The organism is Vibrio sp. Vb1574 (assembly GCF_033338675.1).
This window is the reverse complement of the sequence record NZ_JAWOTC010000020.1, coordinates 23,521-40,000: the sequence shown is the minus strand read 5'-3', so window position 1 is coordinate 40,000 and position 16,480 is coordinate 23,521. Positions and strand designations below refer to the sequence as shown.

The 16,480-nt window shown below is 44.0% G+C and carries 13 protein-coding genes; 4 read left to right on the top strand and 9 right to left on the bottom strand.

What is annotated here, in order from left to right; translation table 11 throughout:
• Positions 1-205: 205 nt before the first annotated feature.
• Positions 206-2,539 carry a YgiQ family radical SAM protein gene (locus tag R7O12_RS13900; RefSeq protein WP_318126015.1) on the bottom strand — a complete coding sequence of 778 codons (2,334 nt, stop codon included), beginning with the start codon at positions 2,537-2,539 and terminating at the stop codon, positions 206-208.
• Between the two features lie 427 nt (positions 2,540-2,966).
• On the opposite strand from R7O12_RS13900, the gene R7O12_RS13895 reads away from it, so the two are divergent.
• The 3 genes from R7O12_RS13895 to R7O12_RS13885 all read left to right on the top strand — a co-directional run bounded on the left by R7O12_RS13895 (position 2,967) and on the right by R7O12_RS13885 (position 6,573).
• Complete coding sequence (locus R7O12_RS13895) at positions 2,967-5,423, top strand: EAL domain-containing protein (protein WP_206949241.1); 2,457 nt, start codon at positions 2,967-2,969, stop codon at positions 5,421-5,423.
• 86 nt (positions 5,424-5,509) lie between these two features.
• Positions 5,510-6,220 carry a hypothetical protein gene (locus R7O12_RS13890; RefSeq protein ID WP_165935360.1) on the top strand — a complete coding sequence of 237 codons (711 nt, stop codon included), beginning with the start codon at positions 5,510-5,512 and terminating at the stop codon, positions 6,218-6,220.
• 152 nt (positions 6,221-6,372) lie between these two features.
• A complete protein-coding gene (locus R7O12_RS13885) occupies positions 6,373-6,573 on the top strand; it encodes a DUF4250 domain-containing protein (protein WP_005376762.1) in 201 nt (66 codons plus the stop codon).
• 21 nt (positions 6,574-6,594) lie between these two features.
• Here the strand turns inward: R7O12_RS13885 and metR are convergent, their stop codons facing one another.
• Positions 6,595-7,506, bottom strand: a complete 912-nt coding sequence (gene metR / locus R7O12_RS13880) for an HTH-type transcriptional regulator MetR (RefSeq protein ID WP_005386724.1) — start codon at positions 7,504-7,506, stop codon at positions 6,595-6,597.
• Positions 7,507-7,787: 281 nt separating this feature from the next.
• Here metR and metE point away from each other — a divergent pair, with 281 nt between their 5' ends.
• A complete protein-coding gene (metE, locus tag R7O12_RS13875) occupies positions 7,788-10,070 on the top strand; it encodes a 5-methyltetrahydropteroyltriglutamate--homocysteine S-methyltransferase (RefSeq protein WP_132936811.1) in 2,283 nt (760 codons plus the stop codon).
• A 133-nt stretch (positions 10,071-10,203) separates the two neighbouring features.
• Here the strand turns inward: metE and R7O12_RS13870 are convergent, their stop codons facing one another.
• The 7 genes from R7O12_RS13870 to R7O12_RS13840 all read right to left on the bottom strand — a co-directional run bounded on the left by R7O12_RS13870 (position 10,204) and on the right by R7O12_RS13840 (position 16,466).
• On the bottom strand, positions 10,204-10,596 hold the full coding sequence (locus tag R7O12_RS13870; protein WP_005386726.1) for a GspS/AspS pilotin family protein: 393 nt from the start codon (positions 10,594-10,596) through the stop codon (positions 10,204-10,206).
• Positions 10,597-10,599: 3 nt separating this feature from the next.
• Positions 10,600-10,896, bottom strand: a complete 297-nt coding sequence (locus tag R7O12_RS13865; RefSeq protein ID WP_017634695.1) for a YciI family protein — start codon at positions 10,894-10,896, stop codon at positions 10,600-10,602.
• A 115-nt stretch (positions 10,897-11,011) separates the two neighbouring features.
• Positions 11,012-11,407 carry an acyl-CoA thioester hydrolase YciA gene (yciA, locus tag R7O12_RS13860; RefSeq protein WP_005376768.1) on the bottom strand — a complete coding sequence of 132 codons (396 nt, stop codon included), beginning with the start codon at positions 11,405-11,407 and terminating at the stop codon, positions 11,012-11,014.
• Positions 11,408-11,632: 225 nt separating this feature from the next.
• Positions 11,633-12,196 carry a septation protein A gene (locus tag R7O12_RS13855; protein WP_132936810.1) on the bottom strand — a complete coding sequence of 188 codons (564 nt, stop codon included), beginning with the start codon at positions 12,194-12,196 and terminating at the stop codon, positions 11,633-11,635.
• 198 nt (positions 12,197-12,394) lie between these two features.
• Positions 12,395-12,637, bottom strand: a complete 243-nt coding sequence (locus R7O12_RS13850; RefSeq protein ID WP_005376770.1) for a hypothetical protein — start codon at positions 12,635-12,637, stop codon at positions 12,395-12,397.
• A 111-nt stretch (positions 12,638-12,748) separates the two neighbouring features.
• Positions 12,749-15,289 carry a hybrid sensor histidine kinase/response regulator gene (locus R7O12_RS13845; RefSeq protein WP_132936809.1) on the bottom strand — a complete coding sequence of 847 codons (2,541 nt, stop codon included), beginning with the start codon at positions 15,287-15,289 and terminating at the stop codon, positions 12,749-12,751.
• On the bottom strand, positions 15,282-16,466 hold the full coding sequence (locus tag R7O12_RS13840; protein WP_132936808.1) for an acyl-homoserine-lactone synthase: 1,185 nt from the start codon (positions 16,464-16,466) through the stop codon (positions 15,282-15,284). Before R7O12_RS13840 ends, R7O12_RS13845 begins: the two co-directional genes overlap by 8 nt.
• Positions 16,467-16,480: the final 14 nt, after the last annotated feature.

Genomic DNA, 16,480 nt, shown 5'->3' with positions numbered 1-16,480 from the left:
CAATTAAAAATCAATGAGTTATATTTTTATGGTTTTGCTTCAATCAAATAATTGTTTGTTTTTCCAATAAGTTGGTTGGTGTTTACCATTTTTTGTATTGATTGAATCAAAGTTTGAGTTATTAGTGATGCCTCAATGAGCTGACAAAACAAAAGGGCTCCAGAGTTAACTCTGGAGCCCTTTCTAGTATTTAAGCTCTAAATAATTAGCGACGCTTTGGTTTACGTTGACCAGCTGGTTTGCCTTGTCCTTGTGGGCGACCTTGGCCTTGCGGCTTGCTACCTGCCGGGCGGTTTGCACCGTTGCCGCTAGGACGTTGGCCGTTGCTTGCAGGGCGTTGACCACCTGTAGCTTTACCCGAACCGTTACGGTTGCCAGATGGTTTACCATCTTTTGAACCGCCTTCAGAGCGTTTGTTCAAATGACCACCGAAGCCTGGTTGGTTTTTGGTATGTTTGGTTGCAAAGCGGTTTGCCCCGTGACGACCAGATTTACGACGTTGCGCAGGTGTTTGTGCTTCAATGTCTTCTGCAGGAACGAGACAGCCTTGTTTGTCACCAATCAAATGTTTTTTACCCATACTGACTAGGGCTTCACGGATCATTGGCCAGTTTGCTGGATCGTGGTAACGCAACAGCGCTTTATGTAGGCGACGTTGACGTTCACCTTTTGCTACAGGTACATCTTCACGTTTTTTGTACTTCACGCGTTTCAGAGGGTTTGTCTCTGAGTAGTACATCGACGTTGCGTTACACATTGGCGAAGGGTAGAAGTTTTGTACTTGGTCACATTCGAAGTTGTTCTTTTTGAGCCACAGAGCAAGGTTCAGCATGTCTTCGTCTTCTGTGCCTGGGTGCGCAGAGATAAAATAAGGGATTAAGTACTGCTTCTTGCCTGCTTCTGCACTGTATTTCTCGAACATCTCTTTAAAGCGATCGTACGTACCCATGCCTGGCTTCATCATTAGATCAAGAGGACCTTTCTCTGTATGTTCCGGTGCAATCTTCAAGTAACCGCCCACGTGGTGAGTCACGAGCTCTTTCACGTATTCTGGTGATTCAATCGCAAGGTCGTAACGTACGCCAGATGCAACCATCACTTTCTTCACGCCTTCAACTTTACGCGCTTCGCGGTATAAATCGATCGTGTGTTTGTGGTCTGTGTTTAGCTTGTTACAGATGCCCGGGAATACACAAGAAGGACGACGACAGTTCGCTTCCGCTTTTGGATCTTTACAGCCCAGGCGGTACATGTTTGCAGTCGGGCCACCAAGATCGGAAATTGTGCCGGTAAAGCCTGGAACTTTGTCGCGAATTTCTTCAATCTCGTTGATGATAGACTCTTTCGAACGGTTTTGAATGATTCGACCTTCATGCTCGGTAATCGAACAGAAAGAACAGCCACCAAAGCAACCACGCATGATGTTTACAGACGTCTTGATCATGTCGTACGCAGGAATTTTTGCTTTCCCGTACATAGGGTGAGGGACACGCGCGTAAGGCAGGCCAAACACAAAGTCCATCTCTTCGGTCGTCAATGGAATTGGAGCTTGGTTTACCCAAAGTTCACGATCACCATGGCTTTGAAGTAACGCTCGACCAGAGTACGGGTTCGTTTCTAAATGCAGTACACGGCTTGCATGCGCATAAAGAATGCGATCGTTTCTTAGCTTTTCAAACGAAGGTAAACGGACCGCAGTCGTCGCAGCATCGTGGCGTGATGGGCGAATTGTGATTGGTTGTGCAACTGGCTCGTCTTTTTTAGTTTCACACTGAGTTTCTACTTCGTATGGGTTCTTTGGTACGAACGCTTCTTTACGAGGTTTTTCAATGCGAGAAGAATCAATAACCGTGTAGCCTTCTGGCGCCGCTGGCAAGTTCACGGCAGTACCACGAATATTGGTCATGGTGCTGATGTCTTCGCCGTTTGCGATGCGATGTGCTACTTCGACAAGTGCGCGCTCTGCGTTACCAAAAAGTAGGATGTCTGCTTTTGCATCAAACAGTACAGAACGGCGAACTTTATCTGACCAGTAATCGTAGTGTGCCACACGGCGTAGGCTAGCTTCGATACCACCTAAAACAATAGGTACTTCTTTGTATGCCTCACGACAACGTTGAGAGTAAACCAACGTTGCTCGGTCTGGGCGTTTACCACCTTCGTTATTCGGTGTGTACGCGTCATCGTGACGAAGCTTTTTATCCGCGGTGTAACGGTTGATCATGGAGTCCATGTTACCCGCAGTGATCCCGAAGAACAGATTTGGCTTACCAAGTTGCATGAACGCATCTTTATTTTGCCATTCTGGTTGAGCAATGATACCGACACGGAAACCTTGTGCTTCTAGCAGGCGGCCAATGATAGCCATACCAAAGCTTGGGTGATCCATATAAGCGTCACCGGTTACAATGATAATGTCACAGCTATCCCATCCTAGGGCATCCATTTCTTTGCGACTGGTCGGCAAGAAAGGTGCCGTACCAAAACACTCTGCCCAGTATTTTTTGTACTCATGAATAGGAGTGATGTTATTGGTCATATTTTGCTCTCTGTTCCAGGGAGCGCGAATTATAGCGATTTGATTATCAGGTATCTATAACAAACTCATCTATTCAAGCTTAGTTCATCGAGTTTTATTTGGTTTGTAAAAATATCAATGCTCTATCGGCGATTTTCTGTCTAATTTCACCTTGAAAGCCTCATGGTTATAGATCGGTTCATGAAAAATGTCGCAATCTTAATACAAAGAATAAGCAATGGTGTGCTTATGTGGGGTAAAGCCTATAATCAAATTAGTGCATATTAAATGCAAAAGGCTGAGCTGCTCTGGAAATAGTTCTAAGTCGATAGGCTTATCGTTGACACAATCCATCTATAAAGAGGATCGGCAGGTCCCAACTGGAATGTCGCGAATTGACTGTGAATTTTGAGCCTTGGGCTAATTACAAAAAAAAAGGGGCTAGGGTATGAGTGAATCTACGACAACAGTGCATCCAAAAATGCAAACGACTTCCAGTCTAACTCCTGTTATAGAGTGGTCTTACGATATTGATACTCGCGAGTTCGAATGTGATCAGCAAGGAATGGCAAAGGCATTTGGGATAAGTACGCCAGTAACCAGCCTAAATAACTTGTTTGATCATATGCTGATGGGGCAACAAGAAACGCTAAAACAACGAATTCTAGAAGTGGAACTCTTTGGCGGACGGGGGCGGTTTTCTTGTTGCATGATGCTAAAAAACGTTAACTTAGTGCACGTGACTATTAGTTTTGAAAGGCTCAATAAGCGCATTATCCAAGGCACTATCATTCCACAATTAACAATCACTGGTTGCGAGGAGTTAGCGACAATCCTCGAAACGATTTTTGATTTGCCGAATGTGGGCGTTTTAGTTGCCGATGAAGATACGCGCATCTTAGGTTGTAACCGTGCCTTTGAGTTACAAATGGGCTATCAAAACCGAGATCTGGTTGGGCTTAAAACTCATATTTTCAGTACCTCTCACCATAGCCAAGCGTTTTATGATCAGCTGTGGCAGCAAATTAATGATGAAGGATGTTGGTGTGGTAACTTGCTGAGCAAAACAGCAAACGGTAGCAACCAAGCTCATCATCTTTGTATTTACCGACTTACGTTTCATTCTGGACGAATTCTTTATCTCGGATTTTCTACGGATATTTCTGCTTCGTTGTTGTGGATGAAAAATCGTTGTGAACAACAGCATGATTGGGCTGCCTTTTTACCGACGAGGAAAGAATTTGAACTCCAATTAGCTACCTTAGCGAATGAAAGCAGAAATAAAGAACTCAACATTGTTATGACACTAAGACCCAAGTTTTCGGAGAGATACTTGCTTGAACAGCAATTAGGTTTTGCAGATTTTATTATGCGAAGTCGCTACACCAGTATTGCGGGGCAGTTATCTCGGGATGTGTTTGTCGTATGCTTGCAGACCCCTCATTGTCAATGGTTGAGCCCGGTTCGTTTGATCCAAATTGCCATGAAAGGGTTCTTTAATGAGCTTAGAAATGAAATGGGCACAAAAATGCATGCCACTATCGTTAAAGGCCAAACTGGTGTGTCAATCCTTGGCTATGATACGAACCGACCAAGACAAGCGCTAGCACATGCAGCGCAAGCAATGTTGTCCTCTATTTCCGGTGAAGGTAGCTATTTCAACTTTTACGACAGTGAACTTCACTCTGAATTAGTGAAGCGCCAACATCTCGAGGCGTTTTTGGAGGCGCAAATAGAGAGTGGGCTAGTGGACGTTTACTTTCAACCGATTATCGACGTTCAAACCGGAAGCGTGGTTAAGTTCGAGGCTCTCGCACGCTTCTATGATGAAAATGATGCGTATTGCACGCAAAAGATGATCGCTATTATTGAAGATCTAGAACTCATAGCGGCACTTGATGATGTGGTCTGCCAAGCTGCGTTGAAGCACTTTCCGCGCTTACAAGAAATTTATGGCGAGGAAGTGGGCGTGACCATCAATCGCTCCCTCAATACGAAATTGGATTCTCTTCAGATCCTTCAGCGGTCGCATGATTTGATTAAAGCCAGTGGTGTAGACCCTAAGCGAGTAACTATCGAGCTAACAGAAACCGCGTATTTTGAACAAGATGAGGAGCATACTCGAGCTCTAGAGGAAGTGCGGAAAGAGGGCATTGAGATCGCGATTGATGACTTCGGTACTGGGTATTCTTCTTTTTCTTATCTAGAAAAAGGGCAGTTTGATTTACTGAAAATAGACCGAAAATTCGTCAAGAACATTCATAAAGGGAGCACTAGCTATAACATTGTGAAAATGGTCACCGAGCTTGCACAGCAAATGAATGTAAAAGTGGTTGCTGAAGGCGTGGAATCTAAGCAAGAACTTCAAGTATTGGCAGAAATCGGTGTCGATTACATGCAGGGCTTTCTATTTTCTGCTGCCGTGCCTGTCGATTTGATGGATAAAGCGGACAGTTATGAGCATCTGTTCTCTGACATCGCGATTGAGTCTAAGCAAAGTGATGTGTTGCAATCTTTGAGCCATGAACAAGTCAGGTCTATGGACCCTGGAGAACCGCTCTCCTTGGCAGTTGAGTACATGAATTTGAATCCAAGCTTGCCTTTAGTTGTTCTCAATGAAAATCGTTGTGTTGGGTTAATTATGAAAGAGACGGTGAATTTACACCTAACGCCCTCGATGGGCACAGAGCGAGAAACTGAACGAGAAAGCCGAATTTGGAAACGTCCTGTTAATCAGATAATGAGCACCGAATTTGTGTTGGTTGATGAGGATTTACCTGTCTCTGTTATTCGAGAGTTGGTTAAAACCGGGATTCGTTTCCCTTGGGTACTGTGTAATACCAAAGAAGAGTACCGTGGAGTTTTAACGCAGGAAGACGCGTTGAAGTATCTTGCTTCTCTGTGAATAAAATTGTCTTACCGTTTTAGCTCATTTTGGGGCCGACTTTCGGTGGTTTGGCGATAGTTGATTTGATATTATCGCCCCCCAAAATGACTTTTGAGCGTGCATTCAACATGATTCAACAATTGCTGGTTACTTTCCCTCCGATGCTATTTGGCGCACAAGCGCTACTGACTTTGCTTCTAATAAAGGGCGATATTTGTCCTGGTCAGCGAGGACGTCTTCATAAAATGTTGCCAGCAGTAGCTGTATTGTGGCTCGCTGTTGCGTCACTTCGCATTGAAGCATTTATGATCGTGTTTGCTATTTTCTACTTCTATTCTCAGGTTCAAACCAAGAAAACGCGTGAAAAAGGGCCACTATGGGCGATGCATTTAGCGAATGGTTTGGCCTTTGCGTATGTGAGTATTCAAGTATTTGAGCAATCAAGCTGGCCAGCATCGATAGCGATGGCGCTAATGATATTTTTCCTTGGGGCGTCATTTTCTCAATTGCTGCTTACGATATCTCGCAGCAGATTACAGGCATTTCACCGCATTTTACCAGTTACGGGCATTGTGTCTGGAATGCTATTAGTCATCGCAACGTTGTTTGCTTCTTACCAGTTAAATGAAGCTGCACTGAACGCTGCAACAAAGCCGATCTTGCTGTCTTTAGCTATGCTAATTTCTTCAATTATTGTGTGGTGTTGGCATATTTTTACGCATAAGAAACCAGAAAAGGTGCAACTGAGCGTAGCCTTGTTGCTAGCACTCGTGTCGATGACGAGCCTGCAAGGTTTATTCTCTCTCGCGGCTTAACCTCTATTCTAAAGACAAAGCTAGACGGCTTATATCCAAGTGCTTTCTTGGTGTTTGGGTATAAGGTGATCACGTTTTAGATCGCACTCACTTTAAATTCGCATAATTGCTACTACGCTTGTTTATATACCTTGTCGAAGAGGAGAGTCGCGATGGATTTAAGCAATGTAGGTAATCTGGACAGCACTATTTTGCTAGGTATCGTCAACGAAAAGCTACGTTTAGAGTGCGACAGTTTTGACGAGTTAGTATCAGTGTATGAGATGGATGTAGAGTCTGTAGTCGGCAAGCTTGATATGCTCGGTTATCAGTACGATCCATTGACTAACCAATTTAAAGCATATCAACGCTAAGCCTTTCATAACCCAAATCTTTTAAGCCACCTTGATTCCGTCAAGGTGGCTTTTACATTGTAGCCTCGCGGTTGCGAAAAAAGCTTGTAAGTAACGCTTTTCTTTCTCTGAGTGACGCGTTGCAGCAAACAAGCGACGCCATAAGCCTTGGCCGAAAGGTTTACTGGTAATAAGACCTTGGCGAGAAAATTCAGAAATCGCCCAATTGGGTAGTGCCGCCACCCCTAATCCAGCAGAGACCATCTGAACTAACATGAGAGTGTTGTCGGCTTGCTTCCATTTCGCAGGTTCTATTCCTGCTGGCTGAAGAAAGTGTTTTACGACGTCTAGCCTTTGTTTTTGAACCGGATAAGAGAGCATGGTTTGATCTGCGAGATCTTGCGGCTCAATAATTTCTTTTTCCGCCAATGGGTGGTTGGTTGCGGTAATTAAACGCATTTCAAAGTCGAATAGAGGCTCGTAGTGGACTTCGGATCGAGGTTGGATATCGGAAGTAATAACGAGATCGAGTTCGCCTGCCAATAGAGCTGGGAGTGGTTCAAAGCCAAAACCAGAGGAAAAGTCCAATGTTACGCTAGGCCAAGCAAGTTGGTACTCCCTAAGTGCAGGCATTAGCCATTGGAAGCAAGAGTGACATTCAATGGCCATATGTAATCGGCCATTGACGTCCTCTTTCAAGCTCGCTAAATCATTTTCTGCTCTTGCGAGTTTCGGAAGGATATCTTCTGCAAGACGCAATAGGATTTCTCCCTCTGAAGTGAACTTCACCGGACGAGTCTTTCTCAGGAACAGTTGCCCTCCAATTCGCGCCTCCAAATCTTTGATCTGATGAGACAGTGCCGACTGAGTGAGATGCAAAGCGGTCGCTGTCGCCGTTAGAGAGCCAGTGTCTCGAAGCGAAGTGAGTGTCCGCAAATGTTTTAGCTCTATCATGAATTCCTTTCATCCTTTGTTGCTCGCTATGAACAGAATAGCAATCGTGTAAATAACTTAACGACAAAAAATGGATATGTAAACGTCTAGACGTCTATTTGTTGTTTTTATTTGCGAATCATGTCGCTTCATGATGAATTTTTTTAATAAACAAGTTGAATAAATGGACGTTGTTCTAATATCAGATGAGAGCGATAGTTTAGCCATCCAGACATCTTATTCTTTACCGAAAGATGCTCTGATCCAAACAAATTGAACAAAATTGAGAAAGGAATAGGGACATGGCGACAACGACTCACATACTAGGTTATCCACGCATTGGTGAAAAAAGAGAATTAAAATTCGCTCAGGAGAAATACTGGCGAGGAGAAATTGATCAAGCTGAGCTTAAAAAGGTTGGGGCAGATCTACGCGCCAAAAACTGGCAAACACAAACGGATTCAGGTTTGAGTTTTGCCACTGCTGGCGACTTCGCTTGGTATGATCATGTACTGACGACCACGTTGCTATTGGGTCATGTGCCAAAGCGTCACGCTGATGGTTTCCCTAACCTGGATACGTTGTTCAAAGTGGGTCGCGGTCAATCTCAGGCGGGTTGCAGCTGTGCGGGCGCTGCGGCATCGGATATGACCAAATGGTTCAACACAAACTACCATTACATCGTCCCTGAATTCAGCAAGGACGATACGTTTGAAGTGAGCTGGCCGCAACTGTTTGAAGAAGTCAACGAAGCGCTTCAAGCTGGCCACCAAGTGAAGCCTGTTTTGCTTGGCCCAGTCAGTTACCTTTACTTGGGCAAAGAGGTCGAAGAAGGGTTTGACCGCTTAACCCTGCTACCACGCTTACTTACTGCTTACCAAGCTATTTTGGCAAAGCTAGCAAGTCAAGGTGTTGAGTGGGTTCAGATTGATGAGCCAATTTTGTCACTGGAGCTAGAAAGCAAATGGGCTGATTCGTTTAAGCTAGCCTACCAAGTGATTCGAAGCGATGTAAAAGTGCTGCTAACGACGTACTTTGACTCCGTAAGCGATACGCTAGACAAAATTGTAGAGCTACCGGTGGATGGTTTGCATATCGATTTATCTGCCGTCCCTCAGCAGCTTGACGATGTGGTTGCCAAGTTACCGGAGGGGTGGGTGCTTTCTGCTGGCGTTGTGAATGGTCGTAACGTGTGGCGTTCGGATTTAAGTGCCCAACTCGAGCGTCTACAGCCAGTCAAAGAGAAACTGGGCGACAAACTTTGGGTTGCCAGTTCATGTTCTCTGCTACATAGCCCTGTTGATTTAGCACTGGAAACAGAACTGAGCGAAGAAGTAAAAAGTTGGTTTGCCTTTGCAAAACAAAAAGTGGCAGAAGTCGCCTTGCTTGGCCGAGCGCTCGATGGTGACCAAAATGCGATTCTCGCTTGTGATACCTATAGCCAGCCAATCAAAGCGCGCAAGACAGCAACACATGTGAATAAACCTCAAGTACAAGCGCGTTTAAACAACATTACCGCGTCACTTGCCGAGCGCAGCGCACCTTATGCAGAGCGTGCTGCGCATCAAGCTGAAGTATTGGGCTTGCCTTTGTTGCCAACAACGACAATCGGCTCTTTTCCTCAAACGGGTGAAATCCGGGTGCAGCGCAGCGCTTATCGTACAGGTCAATTATCTGAGTCTGAATATATCCAAGCACTTAAAGGACATATTGCTGACGCAGTAAAACGTCAAGAGGCGCTCGACCTAGATGTGCTTGTTCATGGTGAAGCAGAGCGTAACGACATGGTGGAATACTTCGCTGAGAACTTGGCGGGTTTTCAAACGACCAAATTTGGTTGGGTACAGAGTTATGGCTCTCGCTGTGTGAAACCTGCCATTGTAGTTGCTGACATTGAACGTGAAAAACCGATCACGGTTGAATGGTCGACGTACGCCCAGTCGCTAACCAGCAAACAGATGAAAGGCATGTTGACTGGACCAGTAACGATTTTATGTTGGACGTTCCCACGTGAAGACATCACACGTCAAGAAATTGCGCAGCAACTTGCTTTGGCACTGCGTGATGAGGTGTCTGACCTGCAAGATGCAGGCATCAATATCATTCAAATTGATGAGCCAGCCATTCGAGAAGGTTTACCACTCAAAAAACGCGATCACAAAGCGTACTTAGAATGGGCCGTAAATGCGTTTAAGGTCTCTGCGGCAAGTGCAAAACCAGAAACTCAGATTCACACTCATATGTGTTACAGCGAGTTCAATGAAATCATTGATTCGGTTGCGGCACTCGATGCGGACGTCATTACCATTGAAACATCTCGCTCAAATATGGAGCTGCTGAAAGCATTTGAAGAGTTCAATTACCCGAACGAAATTGGCCCTGGTGTTTATGACATTCACTCACCAAACATTCCTACGGAAGAATGGATTGAAGGTTTAATCAAGAAAGCGGCAGAAAAAATTCCGGCTCAACGTTTGTGGGTAAACCCAGATTGTGGTCTGAAAACACGAAACTGGAAGGAGACAGAAGCCGCATTGGCAAATCTGGTTTCAGCGGCGAAGAAGCTCCGTGCTGAGCTGGCGTAACACATCGTTACAGCAAATAAAAACGGAGACTGTGGTCTCCGTTTTTCTATTCTTAATTGTTAACTTTCGTTTTCAGATTATCCAATAATAGCGAATCATCGTCTCATGCCGAAAGCAACAAAAATTACTGTAGCTACTTCACCTGAGTACAAGTCTGTGCGGAAACCAACTCATCTGCCATCAACTGACCGCGAGAATTACGTACCTTAATACGATACATCAAGCCCATATCAATTTGCTTGCGAACTTCTGGGTTGCTGCAGTAGGTATAGATACTGGTATTCAGTACTTGATTTAACGGCTTTGCACCGAGTGCGCCATCGTTATAAATCATCATCATCTCTACAACATTTTTGTTGGATGAGACACGCATTATTTGCAGTGGACCGTACTCTAAAGGGAGGCCCGCAGACAAGACTCCTGCTCGGTTTGATGCCATAAGCTCAAGTTGGCGCTGATTATCATCGGTTGATGAACAGCCAGCCAGAGCACCAAATACCAAGAAAAGACACAGTAATTTTTTCATAAATTAAAACACTTTTTTGAACGGTTTCACGATTACATGATCGTAAACACCAGCCGCTACATAAGGATCGGCTTCTGCCCACGCTTTAGCATCCTCTAGAGAGGCGAATTCAGCGATGACAGTTGAGCCCGTAAATCCAGCTTCACCAGGATTGTCAGAATCTATCGCAGGCATCGGACCAGCTGTAAGAAGGCGACCTTCGTCTTGTAGCTTTTGTAAGCGACCCAAGTGTTGTGGGCGAACGCTCATGCGTTTTTCCAACGAGTTCTCAACGTCCTGTGAAAAGATGACATACCACATAGCATAGTTCCTTAATTGGTAGGGTAAAGTGTTAATTTAACGCCTTTTTTGTGTCTCTCACAAGTGAACAACAGAAAATGTGAGATCCTTTCTAACTGTTAGCGTTGTAGGTTGACTAATTCTGAACCGGACGTGGTTTACCTTCACTGTCAATGGCTACGTAGTTGAAGGTCGCATCACAAACCATGAAGCGTTCGCCAACACCGTGAGCTTTGACGGGTTTGACCCATACTTCCAAATCGACACTCATGGATGTGCGGCCGATCTTAGTGCATTCGCCGTAGCAGCATACGACATCGCCCACACCAACAGGTTTTTTGAACGTAATGCTTGATACCGAAACGGTGACAACGCGACCACAAGAGATCTCTTTTGCCAGAATCGCGCCCGCTAAGTCGAGCTGAGACATTATCCAACCGCCAAAAATATCGCCATTGGCGTTTGTATCTGCAGGCATTGCAAGGGTACGAAGCAGCATTTGACCTTTCGGAGAGCTAATTTCTTGACTCATTGTGACATCCTAAATCTTAAAGGCGCTCAAACTAAGCGCCAACATAGTAAATACCTAGAACCAAAGGTCCTTAAAAAACCGCAGATACCGGACCAGAGAAAGTTGGTTTACAGCAGCAAGAATGGTCTGAAAACGGTACGTTGTTTGAGCGGTTTACTGATACATGGAGCAAAACAGCGACCCAAAGGTCGCTGTGAAGTCGCGGATTATAGCAAAACTGAGTTTTTAATCATCAGTGGACACATCGGATGAGTTATTTTTTTGTTCTTTTGGCATGTATTTATAAATGTAAAAGCCAGTCACAATCATGTAGGCAAATGTCGCGATCAACATTCCAAATACTTTGAAGTTAACCCAAACATCCAACGGCAATTCGTAAGCAATATAAATATTTAGGCCAGCGAAGAATGAGAAGAAGCCAACCCAAGCCCAGTTAATCTTTGCCCAAACAGCGTCAGGTAACGTAATTTCCTTGCCTAGCATACCTTTGATGGCTGATTTTCCCAATGAGTGGCTCACTGCTAAGCCAATCGCCAGAATCGCGTAAATGATGGTGACTTTCCACTTTATAAAATTGTCGTCGTGGAAGAAAAGGGTCATGCCGCCGAAGATAGTGACGATAACAAATGTTATTAGTTGCATCTTTTCGACTTTCTTATACAGCGCGTAGGTGACGACAAGCTGAATGGCTGTTGCTACGATCAGTGCACCTGTCGCCACGTAGATGTCGTACAGCTTGTATAAAGCGAAGAAAATGATGAGTGGTATAAAGTCTAGGATCTGCTTCATGATGGCAAAATCTACCTAATTATTGAATTGAAGACAGTCTAACGGAATCTGACAAGATGTGAATACTGAGGAAGTTAAGGTAAGAATAGTAACGCTTAGTATATCGTATAGACCGCAAGATTCTTCCATGTCGAAACAGCATATGGAAGGAATAAAAATTGCCGCGTGAAGCGGCAATAGAGTTGAGAGTTTTAAACCTTAAGCCACACGTTGATATTGGGAAATAAGCGTTTTTACATCTTCTAAATAGCCTTCCCGTAGTAAGTTATCGACCGTTGCTTCTAGCTCTTCGAGAGACATCGTGAAGCAAGTGGATTTACCTGTCATCAGGCTCAGATATTGATGATACTCTTCTTCTGTATAGTGGCCTAAGCGATCAAGTAACAGTGTTTTGATTCCATGATGAATCAAGCCGTAGTATGTATGTCGATGAAGTAACATGGCGATCTCCTTATCAAGCTCATACGCTACTCTTTTGCAGCCTGCTTGACCTTCTGGATAATTCGATTTACTCCAATAATGCACATCTAGTGCCAATTCTATATTTGCAGATTAAAAAGTGTTGGAAGGTGCAAAATTCTCGTTCTGTAACCATCTTTGGATGACGACTTGAAGTGCATTTAACGTGGTGGGCTTTTCGAGTCTGTCATCCATGAGTTTCGAAATTAGCTCCAACTCTCTAGCTCCAGACTCACCAGATAAGGCAATGATTGGAACGGAGGATGTGATTTGCTTAATCCGTTGGCTTGCGTCAAATCCATTCATTACCGGCATTTGGACATCCATAAGAACGAGATCAATCTTGTGAGAGTGGAATAGTTCTACCGCAGAGGCTCCATTATTTGCTTGTAAGCTGTTGACTCCCAGTCTTTTCAAATACATCTGTACCAAGGTGCGTTGCACCTCTTTGTCATCAACAATGAGCACTGTTGGTGCATCGTTACATATTTGTACGTGTTGAGCTGAATGATTTTCAGAATGTGATGGAGTTGCTTTCCAGCTATCAAAGTCCGGTGCTCTCAATGTCTCTGGTTTTGGTGCGTTTGGTACGACTGGGAAATACAAGTAGAATTCTGTGAACTCGCTCAATTCAGACTGGCACTCTATTCGTCCTCCGAAGGAGCGCATAACACGTTGGCAATAGCCCAAACCTAAGCCACTGCCTCCGCTTTTTTGATACGAGAAAAAGTCATCAAATATCTTGTGTAAGATACTGCGATCTATACCTGGCCCACTATCTCGGAAGATCAGAATGTTTTCGTAAGCCCCCGTCTGGGTACGAATCTCAATTTGACTGTCGGGATAAGAATCAAAATAGTAGATAGCGTTACGAATCAAATTGAAAATGACAAAGTTAAACAGGGTCTCATTTAACTTCGCGACAAAATCGTGTGCCTGTGGCAGGTTAATTCTCTCTATTATTTGATCGTTTTCAAAACCATAACGGCTTACTGCTTGTTCGATGGCTTTATGTATGGAAGTGAGAGCTAAAGGCTCATGCTCTGGTGAACTGTCGCTAACTTCTCGTAAAATAATATCGATAAGTTGTCGACCGCGTTGTATAGCGGCTTCACCTTTATCAATTTCTCTTTTTAGCGTATCCAGTGAGGCGTTTGACTCTATATGCTGTTTTAAAGCTTCAAATTGTAATTGTACTTGAGCGAGAGGGTTACGCATTTCATGTGCAATGGAGTTAGCCAGCGCACGGCTTTGGCGTACCTTTCTATCGGCTTCAATGGTGCTCTGGATGCGAACTAATAACGTTTGCAGAGCTGAGATTTCTTCATTAGAAAACAGCTTATTATCTATTTTATGTGAAGAAATCAGCAAGTGAGTAACAGATTTTCCACGACCGAAGAGAGGCATAACGAGCGCAGTATTGCTTGAGCGCATACGCTCGTAGAGCTTTCTCATAGACCCTTTAGAAGAGGAGGCATAATCAATTTCTTCAGACAACTCATCAAGCACGAGAACTGACTTGCTTGACGGCAGGTACTCTTCGTAAAACGTTTCTGTGTAATTGCTAGTGACTAGCTGTAGCTTGTTGTTTGGTATGTTAAGTAACGATGCCAACTGACGCATAGCATCATCTATTGAGCGTTTAAACTCTTCCTCTAACCCAAGGATTTGCTGAACGGGAGTGTGTCGTTTCCCATAAATAAAATACGAAGCGAAACGACTGACTCGCTTAAAAAGCAAGTGCCAAGTGATACCGATAAGCGCACATAAAGGTACTGCAACAAGCCATTGGTTATCTTCAGAGATAGGAATAAATATCGCCCCTAGCGGCAGAACAAAAATGGCGCAGACTAAGAGCGCGCTTACCGTTAAGTACGTGAGATATTTAGCGCTGTAGAAGCGAGAGGTAAGTAGGGCATAGCCCACAAACAACATTTCGCTGATTGAAAGTGCTGGTGGTAACCAAGTTAGGGAGAAGTCGCCAAGGAAATACGTCATTCCAAGGTGTATCACTGCCGTAGATAACATGAATACCAAAATGCCAGCGATCATATAGTTGCTTTTTGCTAGCGTGAGCTTGCTGCTGTTAGCGCGCATGGCAATCAAGTTAAGCAGCGTTAGTACCACGAAAGCTAGCAAACTAATGAAAAAATATGAGGTATGTGGGCCAAATTCAATGACGAACTGGCTTGGACCACTAATGGTGACATTTTCGACAGTAAGATTCGGCACTAAGTTGATGTACAGTGAATACGTTGCTAGTGCGACAAAGACGACTTTTTGCCAGACTTTGACCGCTGTTTTTTTAACATCTGCGGTTAACTGGCAAGAAAAATAGAATGCAAACGCAAAGGCGAAAAAAGACGCTAAGTTCGCTAACTTAGCCATAAAAATACCACCAACAGAGCCTAATTCTGGCAATAAATCGGTATGGAAATAGGCGTTGCTGCTTATCCAAACAATGACACAGCTGGAATAAGCGATGTAAGGCGCGTGATGCGAGCCTAAGATTGATTCACTCTTCTGTTTTAGGCGATAGCAGTAATACAGTAGCCAAGCGAATACTATTAGTACAGTCGCGTACAATGCCATTGCTTTTGGGTAAAAGAGACCATGCAAATGAACATCAAGCATGCTCATTCACCTTTTTATCCATTCTTTTTGTTCGTACGCAATGTTTGTAGTCGCGAAATTGTATGTCTTGAAATGCTTCAACCATCATACCTAAATTCCAGAAACCGCGGTATGTCTTGGTACCGTCACCGTTAATGTCGCGGTATCCTGAGTGAAAGTAGGCACTTAAATCAATAGATTGATAGAAATTTAACATAAATACTTGCTCAATAATGGTAAAGCCGAGCTTATAGCCTGTTTTATAAAGCTCACTCATCATTGTTTTTTGCGCCAGATACAAAAAATACAGCTTTTGTTGGATGTTGCCTCCCACCGTAAGGCGCAGCACTTCGCAAACCGCTTCAGTGTTCTTTACACGAGATTGAAACTGAGCATCAAACTCAATAAGAGTGTGCTCATGAGTTAGAGCACGACACTCCAAAATACCCAGTTGATTGAGAACACTGTACCCATGATTAGGAAAGCAAAACTGCCATTGTTCGTTACTAAACTGTGGTGAGTAACTGAGCCAGTTATTTCGTTGATGCCAGCTTTGCACTAAAGCGGAGGAGACCATGATTGGTGAAGATGACGATTTGAGCAAGAGCGCAAAGTGCTGCCCTTTTTGCGAGAGTGATAAAAGAGGCAAGATTTCAAACCATTGTTCAGTTTGGACGAAAAGCTCAAGATTACTCAGTGTGATCGCTTCGGAAATCGGCATTAACGCTGCATGATTTGGCAGCATTACCTCAAGATCGCAATCTGCGATATCTTCAATTAACACGCTAGTATAGCTGTGGTCGTCAAACGGAAGCGGAGTAGGAATCGCAGCTTCGTTTGAAGGATATTTTTGCTTGATTGCTTCGATCTCGCATTGACACCAGAAAACCATCCAATGCGGGTAACAATCTGCGGCAAGTTGTTCAAGTAAATGAATCTCTTTGGAGAAACCTGTCGGATACTGTTGCACTAAATCTCGATAATCCATTAACTCAAATAGTGCAGAAAGACTTTTTGATGCGTGTTTAGGAAAGAGAGATTTAAGCAGTTTTATTCGATACAGAGCAACCTGTTGAAAAAGAGCATCTCGTTTTTGTTTCGTTAGGGTAAGAATAACTGAGTCAACCAGTGCCTGCTGCTTTGATTCGATCGGCAAATTTGTTTTGGTGAGATATTCCAAAGATTGCTCAAGACTCATGATATAACCTAGTT